This window comes from Parageobacillus toebii NBRC 107807, from assembly GCF_003688615.2.
In the GTDB taxonomy this organism is placed as follows: domain Bacteria; phylum Bacillota; class Bacilli; order Bacillales; family Anoxybacillaceae; genus Parageobacillus_B; species Parageobacillus_B toebii.
The window spans coordinates 3,199,932-3,222,800 of the sequence record NZ_CP049703.1 but is presented as its reverse complement, the minus strand read 5'-3'; the positions used below and the strand labels follow the sequence as shown (position 1 = coordinate 3,222,800).

Below are 22,869 nucleotides of genomic sequence, written 5' to 3'. Positions count from 1 at the left end.
GTGCTTCATCGTTATTTGCCGATGACAGAAGAAGATAAGCGGGAAATGTTGAAGGTAATTGGCGTTGATTCGATTGATGATTTGTTTGCGGATATTCCGGAAAGCGTACGCTTTCGCGGCGAGTTAAACATTAAAAAGGCGAAATCGGAGCCGGAACTGTTCAAAGAACTGTCCGCGCTTGCAGAGAAAAACGCGGATACGAAAAAATATACGTCCTTTTTAGGTGCAGGAGTGTATGATCATTATATTCCTGTGATTGTGGATCATGTTATTTCACGTTCTGAATTTTACACAGCATATACTCCATATCAGCCGGAAATCTCGCAAGGCGAACTGCAAGCGATTTTCGAGTTTCAAACGATGATTTGTGAATTGACAGGAATGGATGTAGCGAACTCTTCCATGTACGATGGAGGCACAGCACTAGCGGAAGCAATGCTATTAAGTGCTGCGCATACGAAAAAGAAAAAAGTATTGCTATCGAAAACGGTTCATCCGGAATACCGCGATGTGGTGAAAACATACGCAAAAGGACAGCGGCTTTGTGTCGTAGAAATTCCGTTTCAAAATGGCGTAACCGACTTAGAGGCATTAAAGATGGAAATGGATGAGGAAGTTGCTTGTGTTATTGTTCAATATCCAAACTTTTTCGGACAAATTGAACCGCTAAAAGACATCGAACCGATCGCCCATAGCGGAAAAAGCATGTTCGTTGTTGCGAGCAATCCACTTGCTCTTGGCATCCTTACTCCGCCAGGACAGTTTGGCGCAGATATCGTTGTCGGCGATGCCCAGCCATTTGGCATTCCAATGCAATTTGGCGGACCGCATTGCGGCTATTTTGCCGTCAAATCAGCACTAATACGCAAAATTCCTGGACGCCTTGTCGGACAGACGAGCGATGAAGAAGGACGAAGAGGCTTTGTGTTGACATTGCAGGCGCGCGAGCAACACATTCGCCGCGATAAAGCGACGTCCAATATTTGCTCGAACCAAGCGCTAAACGCGCTCGCTGCTTCTGTTGCGATGACGGCGCTTGGCAAAAAAGGTGTGAAAGAAATGGCGGCGATGAATATACAAAAAGCGCAGTATGCGAAAAATGAATTCGTCAAACACGGGTTTGATGTGCCGTTTACCGGGCCGTTTTTCAATGAATTTGTTATCCGGCTTCGCAAGCCGGTGGCGGAAGTGAACAAACGCCTTCTTGAAAAAGGAATCATCGGCGGTTATGATGTCGGCCGCGATTATCCGGAATTGCAAAATCATATGTTAATTGCGGTAACCGAATTGCGAACAAAAAAAGAAATCGACACGTTCGTGAAAGAATTGGGGGATTGCCATGCATAAAGATCAGCCGCTTATTTTTGAATTAAGCAAACCTGGGCGCATTGGCTATAGTTTGCCGGAGTTAGATGTTCCGGCTGTCCATGTCGAAGATGTCGTACCGGCCGATTATATTCGTACGGAGGAGCCGGAGCTTCCAGAAGTGTCGGAACTCGATATTATGCGCCATTACACCGCATTGTCCAAACGGAATCATGGCGTCGATTCCGGCTTTTATCCGCTCGGTTCTTGTACGATGAAATACAATCCGAAAATCAATGAAAATGTCGCACGTCTCGCTGGATTTGCTCATATTCATCCGCTTCAGCCTGAGGAAACGGTGCAAGGTGCGTTAGAATTAATGTATGACCTGCAGGAGCATTTAAAAGAAATCACCGGGATGGACGCCGTTACGCTACAGCCGGCGGCGGGAGCGCACGGCGAATGGACAGGGCTGATGATGATTCGTGCGTATCACGAGGCAAACGGCGACTTTCACCGGACGAAAGTGATTATTCCTGACTCCGCTCACGGAACGAATCCAGCTTCCGCAACGGTAGCCGGTTTTGAAACCGTTACTGTCAAGTCGACAGAAGACGGGTTAGTGGACTTAGAAGATTTAAAACGCGTCGTTGGCCCGGATACAGCGGCATTGATGCTTACAAATCCAAATACGCTCGGCTTGTTTGAGAAAAATATTTTAGAAATGGCCGAGATTGTGCATGAAGCTGGCGGAAAGCTGTACTATGACGGCGCTAATTTAAATGCTGTATTAAGCAAGGCAAGACCGGGAGATATGGGGTTTGATGTCGTGCATCTCAACTTGCATAAAACATTTACTGGTCCGCACGGTGGAGGCGGTCCAGGCTCCGGTCCAGTCGGGGTGAAAGCGGACCTTATCCCGTTTTTACCAAAGCCGGTCGTTTCAAAAGGGGAAAATGGCTATTATTTGGACTATAACCGACCGCAAGCGATTGGACGCGTAAAACCTTTCTACGGCAATTTCGGCATTAACGTCCGCGCTTACACGTATATTCGCTCCATGGGTCCAGACGGTTTAAAAGCGGTGACGGAATATGCCGTGTTAAATGCCAACTATATGATGCGCCGTCTCGCGGAATATTACGAGTTGCCGTACGACCGCCATTGCAAGCATGAATTTGTCTTGTCGGGCAAACGGCAAAAGAAACTCGGTGTCCGCACGCTCGATATTGCTAAGCGTTTGCTGGATTTCGGCTTCCATCCGCCGACAGTATATTTCCCGCTTATTGTCGAGGAATGCATGATGATCGAGCCGACGGAAACCGAATCGAAAGAAACGTTAGACGCGTTTATCGATGCGATGATTCAAATCGCTAAAGAAGCGGAAGAAAATCCAGAAATCGTGCAAGAAGCACCGCATACGACCGTTGTCAAACGCCTCGACGAAACGACAGCTGCGCGCAAGCCAATCTTGCGCTACCAAAAACGATAAAACGAATAAAACAAGCGATTCATTCCGCTGGGAATGGATCGCTTGTTTTTGTATATTAATTGTAGACAGAAAAATAAGAAAATAATGAAGGAAGTGAAAAGATGCTCATCGGTTACATACAGGAAATCATGCGCTATCCTGTCAAATCGTTTCAAGAAGAACGTGCACAAAAAACGAGAGTGATGGACTGATGAAGTGTATCTTTTAGTTAATGAAAAGTAATGCCCATACCACAAACACATAGTTCCTTTCTCTGCAAAGAAGATGAATTCATCTGTTTTTTATTGACATAAAAACTATGTTAGTTTAGTATATAAACTAATGTTATTAAACAGAAGCAATAAGTCGTTTTTGTATTGTACATCAAAGATGGAATATAGGAGACTGAGGAACAGCGATTAGTAGTGGGTGAAATCAGTTTTGGCCGCAGGGATCGTGGGAAAAAGTAAGCGATGAAGAATTGCTGCGTGCGTTTGCATATGTCATGGCTCACGAGATAAACTTTTTTCATACAGCCGCTGGCGATGGATATTGATCAGAGACTCATCCGCCTATTCGCGCGGCATACTAAAAAGGTTGTAGAAGGAATGACCGTATATGGTGCGAACAGGAAATATAGGACTCGTCAAAAAAATCAATAAACAGATCGTATTAAAGCTGATTCGCGAAAAAAATAATATTTCGCGGGCGGAGATCGCCAAAATCACCGGATTAAACAAGGCTACGGTATCAGCGTTAGTCGATGAATTAATTTCCGAACATTTTGTCAGCGAAAGCGGAATTGGCGTTTCCACCGGTGGCCGCCGGCCGCTCATGCTCCGCTTTAACGAAGCGGCTGGCTCACTAATCGGCATAGAGTTGGGGGTCAACTACATTTATGCCGTGTTAACGGACTTAAACGCCGAGATCATTTGGGAAAAGATGTGCCATTTTCGTGCCAATGAAAAGCAGGAAACAATCATCGAAAAAATGATCGCGATGATTCACGAAGCCATTCGCCAGGCGCCGACTACTCCGTATGGAATAATGGGCATCGGCATTGGCGTGCCAGGGATTGTGGATGCGGAAGAAGGGCTTGTTGTATTTGCGCCGAACCTTCATTGGGATCATGTTTCCCTTTCTTCCATTCTTCAAAAACAATGGCCAAATTATCCGATTATTATTGAAAACGAAGCAAAGTTGGCGGCGCTCGGTGAAAAATGGTTTGGCGCCGGCAAAGAGTTTGCGAATTTTGTATATGTCAGCGCCGGGATCGGGATCGGCGCCGGAGTCATCATTCACAACCAGCTATACCGCGGGATTGATGGCATTGCCGGCGAAATCGGCCATCATGTCATTGACGTTCACGGCTTTCGTTGCAGCTGCGGCAATAACGGATGTTGGGAGATGTACGCGTCAGAAAAGTATATTCAGCGTCGGCTCGAGCAGGAACATTATCATTCCATGTTAGAAGGCTTTTCCGTAGAGAAAGTACGCGCATTAGCTGAAAGCGGCGACAAGCAAATGGCGCAAATATTGGCGGAGGTCGGCCATTACCTGGGGATCGGCATTTTACATATCATTTATGCGTATAACCCGGAAGCCGTTATTGTCGGCAGTACGATTGGCAAGGCGGGCAAATGGGTGCTGGAGCCGGCACGGGAAGAAGTCGAAAAAAGGATATTAGTGAAAAATGGGAACGGTCCGTTCATTATTCCATCACAGTTATTGGAAAAAAGCTGTGCGATCGGCGCCGTGGCTTCTGTACTAGAAAAAGTAGTGATGCCTTCGGAGTTAGAAGTCATTTCCTAGCAGTCTAAACTGGGTGCCCTAAACGTTTTTTGGGCACCTTATTGCATAATAAATCCTTCACTTTGGCAAAAAGTAAAGCGGAGCCTACTGTTTTCTTTATAATTGACGATGAGAAAAAAGGATAGATGAAAGCGTTTCGCGGCTTCCATCTATCCTTTCTAGCTGCCTTAAGCCTTTTTCTTGATTTTCCCCGTCCATGTTTTAAAACCGCCTTTTAAATGGTACAAATCGCGGTATCCTTTACGGTACAGCATTTGCGCGGCGCGGCCGCTGCGCAGCCCGTTTTGGCAATATAAATAAATTGGCTGATCCTTTCGCAACTCTTTCATGCGCATGCGCAGTTGGGTCAAAGGAATATTGCGCGCTCCTAAAATATGTCCAGCCGCAAACTCATCCGGTTCGCGGACGTCAATTAATTGCGCTTTGCGATAACCGGCGCGGAATTCTTCTTCTGTTAATGCTTTTACTATTTTTCGCTGCATGAGATAGGTGACAACAGAATAGATGATGATTGCGCCGAGAATAATAAGCAATATTTCCACAAGTAGCGCCCCCTTTCCGTTCATTTGCCAACTTCTATTATATAAGCGTTGCTTTTGATAAGCAAAATATTTTCCAAGAGTATAACAGCGTTTTTCTTTCCATGATTCGGATTGTTTGTTAAACTAGTAGACGCAAACTTTAAAATTAAAAGAAGGGTTGAAAGATGGCAAAAGAAATTTGGCGCTTTATCGACTCCGGATACTGTTCTCCTTCGTTTAATATGGCGCTAGATGAGGCGCTTTTAGACTGGCATAGCGAAGGCAAAATTCCGCCGACGATTCGCTTTTATGGTTGGAATCCGCCGACGTTATCGATCGGGTATTTTCAAAAAGTGGAAAAAGAAATTGATTTAGAAGCGGTAAAACGCCATGGCCTTGGGTTTGTGAGACGGCCGACAGGAGGACGAGGCGTTCTTCATGATAAAGAGCTGACGTATAGTGTGATTGTTTCCGAAGAACATCCGGATATGCCAAAAACGGTGACCGAGGCGTATCGGGTGATTTCGCAAGGAATTTTAGAAGGATTTCGTTTTCTCGGCTTAAATGCCTATTTTGCCGTGCCAAAAACGGAAGAGGAGAAAGCGGATTTAAGAAGCCCAAGATCTGCCGTCTGTTTTGATGCGCCGTCATGGTATGAGCTTGTCGTCGAAGGCCGCAAAATTGCCGGCAGTGCGCAGACGCGGCAAAAAGGGGTTATTTTGCAGCACGGCTCGATTTTGCTTGACTTGGATGAAGATTTGCTTTTCAGCTTGTTTAAATATCCAAACGAACGGGTAAAAGAGCGCCTGCAACGCAATTTTAAAAACAAGGCGGTGGCGATTAACGAATTGACCAACCGCAAGATTACGATCGAAGAAGCGAAAGAAGCGTTTTATAAAGGATTTGAAAAAGGGCTTGATATCGTGCTGGAACCATATACGTTATCGCCGGAAGAACTAGAATATGTTCATGAGCTAGCACGAACGAAATATGAAAGCGATGAATGGAATTTCAAACGCTGATTGGCAACATGGAAAATCATTCATTTATCGGCAAAAAAGGCGTAATTTTTTCGTTTCTCTCCTTTTTTCGCCGTTTTCTATTGTTTTTTTTATTTGACAAAATGAAAAACAGTTGACCAAAACACAATATATAGTATGTTTTTTGTTAAAAAACATACTATATATTGTTTTTTTATGGTTAATATGGTAAGGTAGAAAAGACAGAACACGCAGGCAGAAAAGTAATAAAAAAATAGAAAGAAGAGGAGAGATTGGAGAATGACGGTCGCGTCTTCGGAAAAAATGAAAATTAATATCGAAAAGTTGAATGAGGATATTCGTCTTTTTCCGCAAGTGCATCCAATTACGGAGGATATGAAAATTACGCATAAAGGCGTTTCTCGTTTAGTGATGTTGGATCGCTACTCATTTAAAGATACAGAAAAATTGACGCTGGGAGTCGGCGATTTTGTCGTATTGACGATTAAAGAAGATCCGAAATTCCCGGCTCGCGGCTTGGGCTTTATCGTTGATATTGATTGGGAAGCAAAAAAAGCGAAAGTGCTCGTTGAGGAAGAATATCGACACGTACTCGAAGGAGAAGAAGCAGAGACGGGAACCGTCGTCCGCCCGCTTGATGTGATCGACAAACCGCTCGAAATCTTTTACGAACAAATCGCGAAACGAAATGCAACAGGCTTGGCAGCGGTGGAAAAAACGGAGGAAAAACGGAAAGAGTGGTTTGAAAAGTTTTATCAAGAGCTTGTCAGCTTGAACTTTGTTCCAGCGGGCCGCGTATTGTACGGCGCAGGGTCCGGGAAAGATGTGACGTATTTCAACTGCTATGTCATGCCGTTTATAAAAGATTCGCGTGAAGGGATTTCCGAGCATCGCAAACAAGTAATGGAAATTATGAGCCGCGGCGGCGGCGTCGGCACGAATGGCTCGACATTGCGTCCGCGCAACACGTTAGCGCGCGGGGTGAACGGAAAATCGTCCGGATCGGTCTCCTGGCTTGACGATATTGCGAAATTAACCCACCTTGTCGAACAAGGTGGCTCCCGTTAAAAAGCGCCATGGCGGGAGTAAAATCTCGTGAATTGCTGGAACCCCCTAAAGCCAACTTGACCACAACGTGGCCGGCAACGGCGAGCGTGATGGTTTGAAAACAAGTTGGATGTAACAATGGGCAACCAGCAGCCAAGCATCTCTGGAAACGGAGATGAAGGTTCAACGACTATTGAAACTTCCTACAGCTCCCAATATAATTAAATTAAAATTATAATATTAATCAAGGTGGTTGGTATATTGGGGGCCATGGAAGGAGTAAATCGTAACGCTCGGCAACGACGTTACGAGGCACGAGACAAAGAAGAGATCATGAAGAAAGCAAAATATCTCCATGAACAAGGATATAGCCAAGTTAAAATAGCTGAAATGTTAGGTATAAATAGAGGAACTTTAAAAAGATGGAATGAAGAAATGAAAATGTTTGAAATCAGAAAACCTGGAGAAGCAGGTAAATTAGCAAACAAAAAATATAACTATAATGAAGATTATTTCGCTGATATAAAAACTCCAAATCAAGCATATTTAGCTGGCTATATCCTAGGTGATGGAACAATAGTTAACCGTAAAAAATCAAAGCGTCTTATCTTAACTTTAGCAGAAGAAGATAAACAATTGCTTTATGATATAGCAAAAGAATTAAACATGGAAGAGGCTATCAAATTTAGAAAGAAAAATGCTCCTAATGAGCAAAATAAATATTCACTAGTTATCAACTCAACAAAGATGTGCAATGACTTAATTCGATTAGGGATAACTTCTCAAAAGTCAGGAAGTGAACCTTGGATAGAATTTAACAATGATGCATTGCAATGGAGCTTCTTACGTGGGGTGTTCGATGCTGATGGTAACATAAGAGTATATCAAAGATACTATCCAGACAGAAATAAAACTTATTTGAGAGCACGATTTGGTATTACCGGATCAAGACAATTGTTAGAAGGAATCTTGAAATTCTTGAAATCCAAAGATATTGCACAAAATGTTAATACATTGACCGAAAAAGCAGGTTGTTTTGATCTTTATATTTCAAGCATCGAAGATCTCAGAAAAATATTCCATTACCTTTATCAACATGGAGATATAAAATTGAATCGTAAATATGAAAAGTTCTCTGATCTCTTCTTTGATGATATAGTCTGACCTCCGTTCGAAAGACGGAGAGCTAGGCAGAAATGACCTAGCCCGCTCCATCATATGGAGTGAGTAACAAATAGCGTGGCGCGCAAATGATTATGCTGGCAGACTGGCATCCGGACATTATCGAGTTCATCGTCTCAAAAATGCAAAATCCGCGCATTTTGCGCTATTTAATTGAAAATATGGAAGACGAAGGAATTAAAAAAGCGGCGCAAGATAAACTGAAATTCACGCCGCTTACCGAACGGGAACGAGCAATGTACCAAGCAATCGTCAACTACAAAAACGTTCCGGGCTACGGCGGCTTCAGTGAAGAAATTATTAAAGAAGCAGAAGAAAAATTACGTACAGGCGGCACATACACGGTACATAATCCGGACTTTTTAACAGGAGCAAACATTTCCGTCTGCCTGACAAAAGAGTTTATGGAAGCCGTCGAAAAAGATGAAGAGTACGAACTGCGCTTCCCGGATGTAGAAACTTACTCAGAAGAAGAAATGCGAATTTACAACGAAAAATGGCACGAAGTCGGCGATGTACGCGAATGGGAGAAAATGGGATACCGCGTGCGCGTGTACCGCAAAATTCGCGCCCGCGAGCTTTGGAAGCTGATTAATATTTGCGCGACGTATTCCGCGGAACCAGGCATTTTCTTCATCGATAACGCCAACGAAATGACGAACGCCCGAGCGTACGGTCAAAAAGTGGTTGCGACAAACCCGTGTGGGGAACAACCTCTCGCACCATATTCCGTCTGCAACCTAGCAGCCATTAACCTGGCGAATATGGTCGATAAAGAAAAGAAAGTCGTCGACTATGAAAAATTAAAACGCACCGTCGAAATCGGCGTGAGAATGCAAGATAACGTTATTGACGCAACGCCGTATTTCCTAGAAGAAAACAAAAAACAAGCGCTCGGGGAGCGCCGCATCGGTCTTGGCGTTATGGGACTAGCTGATTTGCTTATTTACTGCGAAAAAGAGTACGGTTCTGAGGAAGGAAACAAACTTGTCGATGAATTGTTTAAGACGATTGCGACGACCGCTTATCGCGCGTCAATTGAACTAGCGAAAGAAAAAGGCAGCTTCCCATTCCTTGTTGGGGAAACGGAAGAAGAAACGCAAAAACTGCGGGAAGCGTTTATTAATACCGGCTATATGAAACGAATGCCGGAAGATATTCGCCAAGATATTTTGAAATACGGCATTCGCAATTCGCATTTGCTTACGGTCGCTCCGACTGGATCCACTGGAACGATGGTTGGGGTTTCTACAGGGCTTGAACCATATTTTTCCTTCTCTTACTACCGCAGCGGCCGCCTAGGCAAGTTTATTGAGGTGAAGGCCGATATCGTTCAAGAATATTTGGACAAACATCCGGAAGCGGATCCGAACAACTTGCCGCATTGGTTTGTCACGGCGATGGATTTATCGCCGGAAGCACATGCGGATGTGCAATGCATCATTCAGCGCTGGGTCGACTCCAGCCTTTCAAAAACGGTAAACGCGCCAAAAGGATATACCGTTGAGCAAGTGCAAAAAGTATATGAACGCTTATGGCGCGGCGGCGCAAAAGGCGGTACGGTCTATGTGGACGGAAGCCGCGATGCGCAAGTATTGACACTGAAAGCGGAAGAAAATACGCCCGAAGAGCAGCTCGAACTGCTCCCGGAAGAGGAAGAGGACAAAGAAACAAAACGCGCCGTTGTTCTCGTTGATACGATTCAAGATTTGCGCGCAACTGATGTAACGATCGGGTCCGAAGTCGGCAACATTTGCCCGGTTTGCCGTGAAGGTACGGTCGAAGAAATCGGCGGCTGCAACACATGCACAAGCTGCGGCGCACAGCTAAAATGCGGGCTGTAAGCAAGGCAAATCAATAAAACGGAAAGCTGGCTTAGTCAACTGACTGAGCCAGCTTTTTTCATTCATAAGAGCAGAAAAACGAAAATATAGTAGCATGAGGTGTAATTATTGACTGGGGGAGGAAGACGATGCTGATCCATATTGTGCAGAGAGGGGAAAACTTATGGGCGATTGCTCAACGCTACGGGGTGATGCTGGATCAAATCATTGCGGCTAATGGTCTCAAAGATCCCAATCGTCTCGCGGTCGGGCAGGCGCTCGTCATTCCGGTTCCATATCGCTATCATACCGTTCGTCCGGGAGAAACATTATGGGCTATCGCTAGGCGATACGGCGTTTCAATGGATGCGATTGTTCGGGCCAACCGAATCAGCAATCCTTCCGTCCTTTATCAAGGAACGGTTCTTCTTATTCCGCCAAGAACCCACACGGTGCGGCGGGGAGAAACGTTGTCGCAAATCGCCGCGCGGTATGGGATGACCGTGCAAGAGATCCTGCAAGTCAATCGGATTGCCGATCCAAACGTAATTTTCCCCGGCATGGTATTAACGATTCCTCATTCTAAGTCGGTCATTGAAGTGAATGCATTTACGATTGATCCGGGGGAAAAAGGGGCGCAGCAAGTACGGGAAGTAGGCCGCCATTTAACGTACGCATCTCCGTTTGCATATACAATCAGAGCAGATGGCGGACTCGATCCGTTCAATGATTCGGCCATCATTCAGGCTATAGCGGCAGAAAGGGTCGTTCCAATGATGGCGATCACCAATTTTACGTATAAAGATCCGGGATCCAGGCTGGCGCAAACGATACTCTCCAATACACAATTGCAAAACCGGCTGCTTGATAATATTGTCCGTACGATGCGGGAAAAAGGGTATCGAGGGTTGAACATTGACTTTGAAAACGTCTATCCGTCTGATCGCGAGCGGTATAATCAATTTTTGCAACGCGCTGTGGAGCGCCTTCATCAGGAAGGCTATTTTGTATCCACTTCTCTTGCTCCAAAAACAAGCGGGGAGCAAAAAGGGCTGTTATATGAGGCGCATGATTACCCAGCCCATGGGAGAATTGCCGATTTTGTCGTGCTGATGACGTATGAATGGGGATACCGGCTTGGTCCGCCGCAAGCGATTTCCCCTGTTCATCAAATTAGAAGAGTGCTCGATTATGCAGTCACCGTGATACCAAGAAACAAAATTTTTATGGGATTTCAAGTTTATGCGCGCGACTGGGTTCTTCCGCACGTACAAGGGCAAGAGGCGGAAACGTTCAGCCCGCAGGAGGCAGTAGAAAGGGCGGTTCGTTATGGCGCAACGATTCAATACGATCCAATCGCCGCATCGCCGTTTTACCGCTATGTCGACAGCCAGGGGCGGACGCATGAAGTCTGGTTTGAGGATGCCCGCAGTGCCCAGGCAAAATTTGAGTTGGTGAAAGAATATCAGCTAAGAGGCATTAGCTATTGGGTGCTTGGTTATTCTTATCCGGAAAATTGGGTGCTGTTAGAGGACAATTTTCAAATTCGCAAGCGATGATAAATGGCCTTTTCCAACGAAGGTGCGTGTAAGCGGGTCACTCCGACAGCACGCGCTTTTTTTCGTTTGTGGGGATGGTTGTTTATAGCTGCTGTAATTCGAGCCGTTTCTTTATTTGATGAATTTCCGCGTCATGTTTTCCGGTTTTTGCGCTTAAATAGTCGATGTCGATTTTCGCATTTCTCCAGTCATTGGAAAGCAGCTCAAACATCCGGCGGTGCTCAGCTAATTCTTCTTCGATTTTTTTGAAATGACTTCTTGTTTCAATAAGGAAATTGTCTAGTTTTTCTTCCCAACGTTGTTGCCGCTCTTCTAACCGCTGCTGTTGCTCTTCCAATCGTTGTTGCCGTTCTTCCAACCGTTGCTGTCGCTCTTCCAACCGCTGTTGCCGTTCTTCCAATCGCTGCTGTCGTTCTTCCAAGCGAAGTTGATTTTCTTCGAGCCGCTGTTGTCCCTCTTCGAGACGACCAAGCCGCTCATGAACCGGCTGTAGCTCTTCTTTTAAAACGGAACGAAATAATTCGATTAATTCTTGCGCCATTTTATGTCCCTCCTTTCTATTGACTCCATTGTACCATTGCCGGAATGGAATGTCATGATGGATAATGGGAGAAAAGAAGTTTTTGACGAATAGAAAACGAGAGGAGAAGATAAAGATGTCGCTAAAGATTATTTCTGAGCGGTTTCGCCGTTTTGCCATTCGTGAATGCCGTGGGTCTAGTGAACTGTACGAACAGCTGTCATTAAACGTTGCCGAAGATGAAGAGATATTGCGCCTTGCTTCAGCTGCCCGAAGCGGCCAGCCGATTCCGAACTTGTTATTTGGAGCGGTGCACTATTTATGGATGCAAGCGCTTATTTGGCCGGAGCATAAAGAGCGGCGCGAATTATTTCAAAAAGCCGCCCGCTGCCTGCAGCAAACGCCTGTCCGCTTCATAGAAGGAGATGGAATAGCGCTCTTACCTAACATAGTAGCTACAATTCCAGAAGATACTATTATTTGCGTGTTTCACACCCATGTGGCGAACCAAATTCCTGATAAAGCAAAACAGCTTCTTATCAAACAAATTCGGGAGATTGGCCAAATGAGGGATATTTTCCATCTATATAACAATATGTGGGACACAAAGCTTCATCTTGACTACTTTATCGATGGCATCGAACATAACGAAATTGTCGCAGAAACAGATGGACATGCCGTTGGTTTCGCTGGGAGCTTGATCACAGCTAATTTAACATGTCCACCGAGAAGTCTCCCACCTCTAAACAGAGTGTAGGTGGGAGAGGTTCATTGAAAAGACAGAACAGCGTCATTCCAGTCTATGTGAATGAAATATGAACAAAGATTTGCTATATTGTTGTAAGGCAATATCATATCTGTAACGATATTTGGTACCGTCAAGAAGTTGGATTCGAGAAAAGCTGGACATAGTACTCCTTTGTGCATCATTTTACACTCATTTGGTTAAAGTAATTTATATCATAAAGGATGAGGGAAGCATGATATCTAAAAAGTCAAAGCAACCAAAGAAATCAAAGCGATTAGCTAGTTTTTCGCTTGTTGTTATGGGAACCGGCTTTGTCGCAACCATTCCTTTCCAAGGATCGTTTCTAGGCGGATTACTACAAGGAGGCTTTGAGGCGGGGCTTGTGGGTGGATTAGCCGACTGGTTCGCTGTTACTGCCTTATTCCGACATCCATTGGGGCTTCCCATCCCCCATACAGCTCTTTTGCCTAAAAATCGGGAAAGAATGACAAAAGCACTCGTTTCTACACTTGAAAATGATTGGCTTTCAAAAGAAAGCATTAGGGATAAAATCAAACAAATCCATTTTACAGAGAAAATGTTGCCCGTCCTTGAGAAAATGCTTCATTCAGACTCAGTTAAAAAAGGGGCTGTGTCACTCGTCGTACAAATGATCAGTCATATCAATCTTGAAAAAATTACCCCTTTTGTTGAAAAAGAAATAAAGTCTTCTTTTTATTCCATTAAAATGTGCACTGTTCTTCAGTCTGCCATCAATCAAGCGCTCATTCGTGAATATGATGAGAAGGCGTTAGATTATCTTCTTGGCAAGGCAGAAGAATGGATAAGGAAAAGTACCACAAAGAATCAACTCGGAAATCTGGCAATACGGGCGCTTGACAATATAAAGTTAGACGGTTTTCTGCAGTTTGCGTTAAAGTCTTTTCAGAATCTATTGAATGAAGAAAAACTCGGCAGCATACTACAAAACTTCCTTCTTAGTGTTGTAAGCAGTTTGCGCCAGACTGATAATCCAAACAGGAAGGCTTTGCTTTTGCATGTTCGTACGGAATTGAAAAACATAAAGGACAATAAGGAACTGTTGGAAGAAATCGAAAATTGGAAGAACCATCTTATTGCTGATTGGGAGCCAGCTGAAAAAATAACAGGAATTTTGCAGAAAGCTCAGCAGAAAGCATTGGCCTTTGTTCAAGACAGCAAGTTTGTGGATATGTATCTTCTTCCCTTTTTAACACGCTTTCTGAACAAACTAAAAGAAGATCCAATAAAAATCAATATCATCGAGAATTGGATAAAAAAGGAAATTAACAACCTTGTTGAAGAGAACCATTCAAAAATAGGCAAGCTGGTACAGGAGAATTTGGATAAGCTGGATGATGAAACGCTTATTCATATGATGGAAAATAAAATCGGAAAAGACCTGCAATGGATTCGGGTGAATGGAGCTATTTGCGGTTTTATTATCGGGATTTTTTTAACGGGAATCAAAGCGCTGATTTAATGGTTCTAGCGCCAAAAGAATCGGATGGCAAACGAGGAACATTCTGTTCGTAGTGGAAAATTTTATGACAAATTTTTAACAGATGAGCGATATATTGACGAGTTTTTCCCTGAAGAGGAAGTCCAATCTTGTCATTTTAAGCCCTCATGATATAATAATACTGATTGTTATTTTTTTCTTACAATGGTTTTATAGGAGGGAACAGAAATTGCCGACACCAAGTATGGAAGATTATATTGAACAAATCTACATTTTAATCGAAGAAAAAGGATATGCGCGAGTATCAGATATAGCTGAGGCATTGTCCGTACATCCCTCCTCTGTCACAAAAATGGTGCAAAAATTGGATAAAGATGAATATTTAGTTTATGAAAAATACCGCGGTTTAGTGTTAACGGCGAAAGGAAAGAAAATCGGAAAAAGACTTGTATACCGCCACGAATTGTTAGAACAATTTATGCGCATTATCGGTGTGGATGAGGAAAACATTTATCACGATGTCGAGGGAATTGAACACCATTTAAGCTGGAACGCGATTGACCGCATCGGCGATTTGGTGCAATATTTCCAGGAAGATCCAAAGCGCATCGAGACGCTTCGTAACATTCAAAAACGGAACGAACAAGCAGAAGAGTAAGGGAAATCTTACTCTTTTTTATTTGGCGTACTAAATTGGGTTTCTCCCTCTTACATATATACAAACGGCAAATAAGAGGGGGAGGCAGCATGGAGATTGACATCGTATTTTCTGGCGGTGGAATAAAAGGGTTTGCGCTCATTGGTGCTTACGGAGCAATTGAAGCAAAAGGACTTCGCTGGAGACGGCTTGCTGGGACGAGCGCAGGATCACTCATTGCCGCATTGATTGCCGCGGGATATACAAGCAAGGAAATGACCGATTTGTTGGATGAATTGGAGCTAGAGCGTTTCCTTGATGAACGGAAATGCCCGTTTCCATTTCCAGTATGGAAATGGGTGAGGCTTTATTGGCGGATGGGACTTTATAAAGGGGATGCATTTGAACAATGGTTAAAGGAAGTATTGGCAGCACGCGATGTCAAAACATTTGGTGATTTGCCGAAAGAAAGTTTATATATCATTGCGTCAGATGTCACCAATGGACGAATGTGTATTTTGCCAGATGATTTGCCGCAATACGGAATCGACCCAGCAACATTTTCTGTTGCCAAAGCGGTTCGAATGAGCATTAGCATCCCATATTTTTTTGAACCGGTCAAATTACAGACGAAGGAAGGAAAATATATCATTGTAGACGGAGGTGTGCTCAGCAATTTCCCGCTTTTTTTATTTGATGAAGAAAAGAAAGTGAAAAAAACGACCTGTTCTTGGCATACAGTTAAGCGCGAAGCTTACGGAAAGGCCAAAGCGAAACATTAACAATGCCATCCAATTGTTTGAAGCTCTTTTTAGCGCAATGAAGGAGGCACACGATACCCGCTACATTTCCCGGAGACATGAAAAAAATATCGTGTTTCTTCCTGTAGAAAATGTTTTTTCCACCGAATTTTCCCTCACCCCAGATATTAGAGACCGCTTAATTCAATACGGAAGAGAAAAAACCGAACAATTTCTCACAAAATGGACGTATTAACTAGAAAAGCGGAGGCACCCCAATTTCGTCTAAAAGCGGTCCGCGTCGTTCGGGCGGCGAAATGTCGCCATTCTGGCTTCGTGAAAAATAGAAGAAAGGCGTCAAAGCGTAATTGATATAGTTTTTCAAAAATAAAAAGAATCAAGCTAAAACGATGCTCGATTCTTTTTTTTGCCTTTTTTTCCTTCGATGACGGTTAAATGAGTGGTTCGTTTTCTTGGCAGGCGTTTCATTTTTAGATTCGTACTTTTTGTTTTTTGTTTTCGAACCGCTTGGGGATGGAGTTTTTTCGATTGGCGAACCGCTTTTAAATACGCGATATGATCTTTATTGACACGTCGTCTGAAAACAAAATGATAGATAACATATATTCCCGCAATCATAAGAGCAATGAACATCGCTTTTCGAAACAGAGCGGTCGGCTGTTCGAAAATGGCGTATATGAAACCGAACACTCCGAAAAAAAGGATAATCCCGACAAGCGGATGAATGGCACCGCGCCGCAATGAATCCACCCCCTTACATTAATACTGAACTGCTTTTGTTTCTGTTTCCACGTTTTTCTCTAAACGAAGCAGCTCTTGAAAGGAAGCAATCGCAACTTCGACTTGGTCATCTGTCGGTTCTTTTGTGGTAAGAAGCTGTAGCCATAAACCAGGGTAACCGAGCCAGCGTAAAACCGGGATATTACGCAATTTATTCGTAAACTGCAATACCTCAAACGAAATGCCAAGTACAACCGGAATAAGAGCAAGCCGGTTGACTACTCTTAACCAGAGAGGGTCTGTTGGAACAAACATATATACAAATAAGCCGACGATGACAGTAAATAAAATAAAGCTACTGCCGCAGCGATAGTGAAGCCGGGATGAACGCTGGACGTTCTCTACCGTAAGAGGAAGTCCTGCTTCGAACGCGTTGATTACTTTATGTTCCGCGCCATGATATTGAAAAACGCGTTTAATGAGTGGGGTTAAAGAAATAAAGTAAATATAAGCTAGCAGCAAAGCAAGCTTAAACGCTCCTTCTACAAAAATTTGTGCCATTTTTGTAGGAAATAACGGTTTTAAGGATGCTGCTAAAAATACAGGAACAAGCGTAAAAATGGTTTTAGCGAATAAAAAGGACAATACCCCGATCACTGCGACGCCAAGTACGAGGGAAAGTTTTGACGAATCCGTTTTTGTTTTTTGCAAAGCTTGTTCTTCGTTTGGATCTAGTTCATAACGCTCGCTGGCAAACTGCAAGTGTTTCGCCCCGTTTGCGCTCGCTTCTATAATCGCGACGATTCCGCGAATAAACGGGATTTTTTTGAGAAACGCAACTGTTGGATTTGTTTGGCGCGGCAAACGAAAGTATTCAATGGAATGATCTTTGCGGCGAATTGCGGTAACAGAATATATTTTTCCAGCAAACATGACCCCTTCTACCACTGCCTGGCCGCCATACACTGGTTTTGTTATGTTTTTCATTGTTGACACCAACCTATTTTTCTTTACTAATTTTATTCTACAAGAAACATCTAGAAACCTCTAGATTGGTGCAATAATTATTATTTCCAAAAATTTCAATATTTACACATACGATGTTGTGCTTTTTTATCGTTATATTCATGACTTTATTGATAATCGGTCATACTACCTATAAGGAGGTGCAAAGCGAAATGGCAGAAAATCAGGCGCAGTATGAGCAAAATAAGAAGGAGCGCCCGATGTCTATTCTTATGAAAGTCGTGATTACTGGGTTTGTCGGTGGAGTATTTTGGAGTCTATTAGGATATTTAGCTTACTTTTTTCACTTTACGGAAATTAGCCCAAATATGATTTTGTTCCCATGGGTTGCCGGTGACTGGAAATACGGAAAGCTTGGAAATTACATCGCCATTTTTCTCATCGGATTATTATCCATATTAGTCGCTCTTATTTATTATGTTGCCTTAAAACAAATTAAAGGAATGTGGGGAGGAATTTTGTACGGCGTCGTTTTATGGCTTATCGTATTTTATGGGTTAAATCCGCTTTTTCCGAATTTGGAAGCTGTTTCACATTTAGAGCGGAATACAATTATTACGACACTTTGTTTATACATTTTATATGGAGTTTTCATCGGATATTCGATTTCATTTGAAATGCAAGAAATGAATCGACAAACACAAACGAAAACAGCAAATAAGTAGTGTGAGGCGGTGCGCTTTTATGATAAAATAATGAATGTTTAAATATTCTTTCGATGATTGAAGCAGTTATGAACATAGCGCATCTTCTTCTCATTAACGGTCCGAACTTGAATCTTCTTGGCAAGCGGGAACCGTATTTTATGGAAGCACAACGCTCCATAACTTAGAACAGGAATGAATATCGTTTGCTGAGGAGCGCGTTGGGTGCAACGTTAACTTGCTTTCAGAGCAGTATTCATGAGATGGATGGAAAATCATTTTAAATGTCGGTGCGTCTACACATTATAGCTATGCAATTCATGGCGCGATTGCTAATGTTAGCGCCCCAGTGGTGGAAGTACATATTTCCAATATTCACGCGCGTGAGCCGCTTCGTCATTAGTCTGTCACTGTTTTAATTTTGCCTTTGGATTAGCAGGGTAGCGGATAGCCATTTTAGCGTTATTAGACATATAGGAAGAGGAGAGTGAATATGGAAAAATTAGCAAAATTACGTGCATCGTTTGCCGAACATGGCATTGACGGAATGCTTGTAACCAATCCATATAACCGTCGTTATATTACCGGTTTTACGGGTACGGCAGGCGTCGCTGTCATTAGCCAAGATAAAGCGGTATTTATTACTGATTTCCGCTATGTCGAGCAAGCGTCCAAACAAGTGCAAGGTTTTGAAATTATAAAACATACCGGACCGATTATAGAAGAAGTCGCTAAGCAAGTTGCCCGCCTCAACATTCAAAAGCTCGGTTTTGAGCAAGAAGACATTTCTTATGCAACGTTTAAAGCATATGAAAAAGAGGTTAACGCGAAACTCGTCCCGACTTCCAATGTGATTGAAAAGTTGCGCTTGATTAAGTCGGAATCAGAGATTAAGATATTAAAGGAAGCGGCGGAAATTGCCGATGCGGCATTTGAACACATTCTTTCCTTTATTCGTCCAGGCGTAAAAGAAATTGATGTGGCGAATGAGCTGGAATTTTTTATGCGCAAACAAGGTGCGACTTCCTCTTCATTTGATATCATTGTCGCATCTGGCTACCGCTCTGCATTGCCGCATGGAGTGGCAACTGATAAAGTCATTGAAAAAGGCGAGCTCGTCACCCTTGATTTTGGCGCCTATTACAAAGGATATTGTTCCGACATTACAAGAACAGTCGCAGTGGGCGAAATTAGCGACGAGTTGAAAACGATTTATGACATTGTGCTCCAAGCTCAATTGCGCGGCATGGAAGGGATTAAGCCCGGAATGACCGGAAAGGAAGCGGATGCGCTTACTCGTGATTACATTACAGAAAAAGGATATGGAGAGTATTTTGGGCATTCGACTGGTCACGGGATTGGATTGGAGATTCATGAAGGACCGGCGCTATCAGTTCGTTCCGATGTTGTGCTCGAGCCTGGAATGGTTGTCACCGTAGAGCCGGGCATTTACATAGCGGGACTTGGCGGCGTGCGCATTGAAGATGATACGGTTGTCACCGAAAACGGTAATGAATCGCTGACTCATTCGCCAAAAGAACTGATCATTTTATAAATTTATCGTGTGGGAGGATTTTAACGGATGATTTCAGTAAACGATTTTCGTACAGGATTAACGATTGAAGTAGATGGCGATATTTGGCGTGTTATGGACTTCCAGCACGTCAAACCTGGTAAAGGTGCGGCATTTGTCCGTTCAAAACTTCGCAACCTTCGTACAGGTGCGATTCAGGAAAAAACGTTCCGCGCTGGTGAAAAAGTAAACCGCGCGCAAATCGATACGCGAAAAATGCAATATTTATATGCCAACGGCGATCAGCACGTATTTATGGATATGGAAACATACGAGCAAATCGAACTTCCGGCGAAACAAATCGAACATGAATTGAAATTTTTAAAAGAAAACATGGAAGTTTACATCATGATGTACCAAGGTGAAACGATTGGGGTAGAACTTCCAAATACTGTTGAATTAAAAGTAGTAGAAACAGAACCGGGCATTAAAGGCGATACCGCTTCTGGCGGTTCGAAGCCAGCGAAGTTAGAAACTGGTCTTGTTGTTCAAGTTCCGTTCTTTGTCAATGAAGGAGACACGTTAATTATCAACACAGCAGATGGCACATACGTTTCCCGTGCCTAACGTTGTTTGCCCCTTGCGCTTGGCGCAGGGGGTTTTTTGTTTTTCTTTTCGTATAAAAAAGATGCACTGATGAGCATGACGCCAATGAAGACATAATTAATCGATGTCGATATATCTCTTGCTAGCAAAAAATTATGGAACAGACCAAAAATTCCGGGAACTGCAAATATACATCCAATCCAAAAGGTAATTTTCCCGAATGTAGAAAGTTTCCACATAATTTTCCCCCCTTCGTTTTCGATGATTATTTACCATCCCCCTCTTCTTCCATTATAAAACTGTTTTTGAAAATGTGTCCATATACCTCTTCTTAAGAGTTCATTGTCGCAAAAAAATCTCTTCTGAAATTCCCTGTTACGGCATACGCTTGTACTAACCATCTCATTTTTATATTAGGAGGAACAAATGAAACGGTGGCTGCAATTTATCGAACCAGCTGTTTTGTCAATGGCAGGAATGCGGTTGCTGTCGGCTGCGATAGAGATGATCGCTGCTCTTGTCATGCTGCTGTTCAATGATGTCAAAAAAGCGTTGGCCGTCAATGCAATCCTTGCAGTGGTTGGACCGACTATTTTTATCATCACGATGACGATTGGCCTGCTTTCTTTAGCAGACGAGCTTTCTTTTTCGAAATTAGGTTTTATCGCTTTAGGGGTCATTCTTATTCTCATCGGTATTTATAAGTAAGTCATAAATTCGTTTTTTATCCCATACATATGAACTAGTCCATCAGGAAGGAGGAACAAAATGCAAGCTGTATGGGATATACTTCCAAAAACGATTGCTGCGATATTGCAACAACTGCCTCCTTCATGGCATGAGCAAATCGAGGAAATTCGGGTGAGAGTTCTTCGTCCATTAGAAGTGATCGTAAAAGGGAAAGCACATTTTTTGCCATATCAAGTGACTTCCGAAGATGGCATACATTTGCTCAATAAACTAAGCCAATATTCGATTTATGCCATAGAAGAAGAGCTCAAGCGAGGGTTTATTACAGTACAAGGAGGCCATCGTGTTGGACTAGCAGGAAAAGTAGTGACAGACGGCGGAAGCGTGAAAGCGATTCGCCATGTTACTTCTTTTAACATTCGAATTGCTAAGCAAAGAATCGGAATTGCCGAGCCTCTCCTTCCGTATGTGTACAATGGCCGCTGGTATAACACGATGATTATCGGTTCACCGCAAACAGGAAAAACGACACTGCTTCGTGACGCGGCGCGAATGATAAGTATGGGAATTAATGAGAAACACATTCCATCACAAAAAGTTGGCATTGTCGATGAACGTTCTGAAATTGCGGGATGTGTGAAAGGAATTCCGCAATTTGAGCTCGGAAACCGTGTTGACGTACTCGATGCATGCCCAAAAGCAGAGGGAATGATGATGATGATTCGCTCGATGAGTCCAGACGTACTAATCGTGGATGAAATTGGCCGTGCCGAAGATAGTGAAGCAATTTTAGAAGCAGTAAATGCAGGGGTATGTATATGGACAACTGTACACGGTAGAAAATGGAGGGATGTGTTTCAACGCCCCACATTGCGTCCGATTATTGAACAAGGTGTATTTGACCGATTTGTGGAATTGACAAACGAATATGGGCCAGGAACAGTAAGGCGCATTACTGATGCAAATGGGGTGGTGCTGTATGAACAGGCGGTGAGGAGCAGATGAAACTTGTCGGTGCGCTTCTTATTCTGCTGACGACAACATGGGCTGGATTTGAGGCAGCAAGAATGTTGCATGAACGCCCAAGACAGCTTCGCCAGTTAAAGGCGGCCCTGCAAGCATTAGAAGCAGAAATTATGTATGCTCATACTCCTTTATCTGAGGCAGCATTACATATTAGCAGGCAAATATCATCGCCGCTGTCCAAGCTGTTTGCACAATTCGCTGCTAAGCTGCAAGTCGGCGAAACGAGTGTGCATCAGGCATGGGAAGAAAGCCTGCAGGCGGTATGGAAGGAGACTGCGTTAAAGCAGGGGGAGTTAGAAATTATGAAACAATTCGGAGAAACGCTTGGACAGTATGATCGCCTGACACAACAAAAACAAATTGCGCTGGCGCTCGCTCATTTGGAGCGCGAAGAGGCGGATGCGCGCGAAAGGCAGGCCCGCTATGAAAAAATGGCGAAAAGTTTAGGGGTTCTTGCGGGATTGTTACTAGTGATTTTATTGATTTGAACTTTTGCTTCATAGAAGTGGGAGTCTTCTCGCCTATTTAAGATAAAACAGGAGGCAGAACAAAATGGGCATTGACGTGGATATTATTTTTAAAATCGCCGGGGTCGGGATTGTTGTGGCGTTTTTGCATACGGTGCTGGATCAAATGGGGAAGAAAGAATACGCTCAATGGGTGACGCTTCTTGGTTTCATTTACATTTTATTTATGGTCGCCTCGATTGTCAGCGACTTGTTTCAAAAAATTAAAGATGTGTTTTTGTTTCAAGGTTAGGGGGGAGCGGCGATTGAA

At 43.4% G+C, this 22,869-nt stretch carries 21 protein-coding genes and 4 pseudogenes; 20 read left to right on the top strand and 5 right to left on the bottom strand.

Translation table 11 applies throughout. The annotated features are described in order from the left end of the window. The 3 genes from gcvPA (at window position 1) to DER53_RS16580 (ending at window position 4,588) form a co-directional block, all read left to right on the top strand. Complete coding sequence (gene gcvPA, locus DER53_RS16595) at window positions 1–1,347, top strand: aminomethyl-transferring glycine dehydrogenase subunit GcvPA (protein ID WP_062678733.1); 1,347 nt, start codon at window positions 1–3, stop codon at window positions 1,345–1,347. Next, complete coding sequence (gene gcvPB / locus DER53_RS16590; RefSeq protein WP_062752896.1) at window positions 1,340–2,797, top strand: aminomethyl-transferring glycine dehydrogenase subunit GcvPB; 1,458 nt, start codon at window positions 1,340–1,342, stop codon at window positions 2,795–2,797. Before gcvPA ends, gcvPB begins: the two co-directional genes overlap by 8 nt. A gap of 597 nt (window positions 2,798–3,394) precedes the next feature. Beyond that, window positions 3,395–4,588: an ROK family transcriptional regulator gene (locus DER53_RS16580; RefSeq protein WP_062752894.1), complete on the top strand. Its 1,194-nt coding sequence runs from the start codon at window positions 3,395–3,397 to the stop codon at window positions 4,586–4,588. A 167-nt stretch (window positions 4,589–4,755) separates the two neighbouring features. Here the strand turns inward: DER53_RS16580 and DER53_RS16575 are convergent, their stop codons facing one another. Beyond that, window positions 4,756–5,130: a rhodanese-like domain-containing protein gene (locus DER53_RS16575; protein ID WP_015864470.1), complete on the bottom strand. Its 375-nt coding sequence runs from the start codon at window positions 5,128–5,130 to the stop codon at window positions 4,756–4,758. Between the two features lie 164 nt (window positions 5,131–5,294). Between DER53_RS16575 and DER53_RS16570 the strand changes: the two genes are divergently transcribed. The 5 genes and pseudogenes from DER53_RS16570 (at window position 5,295) to DER53_RS16550 (ending at window position 11,721) form a co-directional block, all read left to right on the top strand. After that, complete coding sequence (locus tag DER53_RS16570; protein ID WP_062678729.1) at window positions 5,295–6,131, top strand: lipoate--protein ligase family protein; 837 nt, start codon at window positions 5,295–5,297, stop codon at window positions 6,129–6,131. Between the two features lie 258 nt (window positions 6,132–6,389). Continuing rightward, window positions 6,390–7,175 (top strand): annotated as a pseudogene (locus DER53_RS16565) (ribonucleotide reductase N-terminal alpha domain-containing protein); the annotation flags it as partial. A 252-nt stretch (window positions 7,176–7,427) separates the two neighbouring features. Further along, entirely contained in the window at window positions 7,428–8,321 is an 894-nt protein-coding gene (locus DER53_RS16560; RefSeq protein WP_244319663.1) for an LAGLIDADG family homing endonuclease, read from the top strand. Between the two features lie 74 nt (window positions 8,322–8,395). Further along, a pseudogene (locus DER53_RS16555) lies at window positions 8,396–10,183 on the top strand (vitamin B12-dependent ribonucleotide reductase); the annotation flags it as partial. Window positions 10,184–10,311: 128 nt separating this feature from the next. Further along, complete coding sequence (locus DER53_RS16550) at window positions 10,312–11,721, top strand: glycoside hydrolase family 18 protein (RefSeq protein ID WP_062752890.1); 1,410 nt, start codon at window positions 10,312–10,314, stop codon at window positions 11,719–11,721. 82 nt (window positions 11,722–11,803) lie between these two features. Here the strand turns inward: DER53_RS16550 and DER53_RS16545 are convergent, their stop codons facing one another. Next, window positions 11,804–12,262, bottom strand: coding sequence for a hypothetical protein (locus DER53_RS16545; RefSeq protein ID WP_062752888.1), 459 nt, complete (start codon window positions 12,260–12,262; stop codon window positions 11,804–11,806). A gap of 115 nt (window positions 12,263–12,377) precedes the next feature. Here DER53_RS16545 and DER53_RS16540 point away from each other — a divergent pair. From DER53_RS16540 to DER53_RS16525, 4 genes and pseudogenes are all read left to right on the top strand, one after another. After that, window positions 12,378–12,952: pseudogene (locus DER53_RS16540) on the top strand (DUF2332 domain-containing protein). Window positions 12,953–13,221: 269 nt separating this feature from the next. Then, a complete protein-coding gene (locus DER53_RS16535) occupies window positions 13,222–14,490 on the top strand; it encodes a DUF445 domain-containing protein (protein ID WP_062752884.1) in 1,269 nt (422 codons plus the stop codon). A 208-nt stretch (window positions 14,491–14,698) separates the two neighbouring features. Then, the gene (gene mntR, locus DER53_RS16530) at window positions 14,699–15,127 is read left to right on the top strand and encodes a transcriptional regulator MntR (RefSeq protein WP_015864465.1); all 429 of its coding nucleotides are present in this window, start codon (window positions 14,699–14,701) and stop codon (window positions 15,125–15,127) included. A gap of 89 nt (window positions 15,128–15,216) precedes the next feature. Next, window positions 15,217–16,102 (top strand): annotated as a pseudogene (locus DER53_RS16525) (patatin-like phospholipase family protein). Window positions 16,103–16,248: 146 nt separating this feature from the next. Here the strand turns inward: DER53_RS16525 and DER53_RS16520 are convergent. Together DER53_RS16520 and DER53_RS16515 are read right to left on the bottom strand one after the other, a co-directional pair. Further along, window positions 16,249–16,608, bottom strand: coding sequence for an SA1362 family protein (locus DER53_RS16520; protein WP_015864463.1), 360 nt, complete (start codon window positions 16,606–16,608; stop codon window positions 16,249–16,251). An 18-nt stretch (window positions 16,609–16,626) separates the two neighbouring features. Continuing rightward, window positions 16,627–17,574: a DUF1385 domain-containing protein gene (locus DER53_RS16515; protein ID WP_062752882.1), complete on the bottom strand. Its 948-nt coding sequence runs from the start codon at window positions 17,572–17,574 to the stop codon at window positions 16,627–16,629. A 191-nt stretch (window positions 17,575–17,765) separates the two neighbouring features. Between DER53_RS16515 and DER53_RS16510 the strand changes: the two genes are divergently transcribed. The 4 genes from DER53_RS16510 (at window position 17,766) to efp (ending at window position 20,397) form a co-directional block, all read left to right on the top strand. Then, window positions 17,766–18,278 carry a YqhR family membrane protein gene (locus tag DER53_RS16510; protein ID WP_015864461.1) on the top strand — a complete coding sequence of 171 codons (513 nt, stop codon included), beginning with the start codon at window positions 17,766–17,768 and terminating at the stop codon, window positions 18,276–18,278. A 253-nt stretch (window positions 18,279–18,531) separates the two neighbouring features. Further along, complete coding sequence (locus DER53_RS17685; RefSeq protein ID WP_162839699.1) at window positions 18,532–18,660, top strand: type II 3-dehydroquinate dehydratase; 129 nt, start codon at window positions 18,532–18,534, stop codon at window positions 18,658–18,660. A 90-nt stretch (window positions 18,661–18,750) separates the two neighbouring features. Then, window positions 18,751–19,812, top strand: a complete 1,062-nt coding sequence (locus DER53_RS16495; protein WP_015864460.1) for a M24 family metallopeptidase — start codon at window positions 18,751–18,753, stop codon at window positions 19,810–19,812. 27 nt (window positions 19,813–19,839) lie between these two features. After that, window positions 19,840–20,397 (top strand): elongation factor P, encoded by a 558-nt coding sequence (efp, locus tag DER53_RS16490; RefSeq protein WP_015864459.1) that lies wholly within the window; start codon window positions 19,840–19,842, stop codon window positions 20,395–20,397. On the opposite strand, the gene DER53_RS16485 is transcribed toward efp, so the two are convergent. Beyond that, window positions 20,394–20,615: a hypothetical protein gene (locus DER53_RS16485; protein ID WP_062752880.1), complete on the bottom strand. Its 222-nt coding sequence runs from the start codon at window positions 20,613–20,615 to the stop codon at window positions 20,394–20,396. The two genes, efp and DER53_RS16485, sit on opposite strands and share 4 nt — an antisense overlap. A 187-nt stretch (window positions 20,616–20,802) precedes the next feature. Between DER53_RS16485 and DER53_RS16480 the strand changes: the two genes are divergently transcribed. From DER53_RS16480 to spoIIIAC, 4 genes are all read left to right on the top strand, one after another. After that, the gene (locus DER53_RS16480) at window positions 20,803–21,084 is read left to right on the top strand and encodes a YqhV family protein (protein WP_015864458.1); all 282 of its coding nucleotides are present in this window, start codon (window positions 20,803–20,805) and stop codon (window positions 21,082–21,084) included. Window positions 21,085–21,144: 60 nt separating this feature from the next. Next, entirely contained in the window at window positions 21,145–22,071 is a 927-nt protein-coding gene (spoIIIAA, locus tag DER53_RS16475; protein WP_062752879.1) for a stage III sporulation protein AA, read from the top strand. After that, window positions 22,068–22,580 (top strand): stage III sporulation protein SpoIIIAB, encoded by a 513-nt coding sequence (gene spoIIIAB, locus DER53_RS16470; protein WP_015864456.1) that lies wholly within the window; start codon window positions 22,068–22,070, stop codon window positions 22,578–22,580. Before spoIIIAA ends, spoIIIAB begins: the two co-directional genes overlap by 4 nt. A 64-nt stretch (window positions 22,581–22,644) precedes the next feature. Further along, window positions 22,645–22,851: a stage III sporulation protein AC gene (gene spoIIIAC, locus DER53_RS16465; protein WP_015864455.1), complete on the top strand. Its 207-nt coding sequence runs from the start codon at window positions 22,645–22,647 to the stop codon at window positions 22,849–22,851. Window positions 22,852–22,869 lie beyond the last annotated feature (18 nt).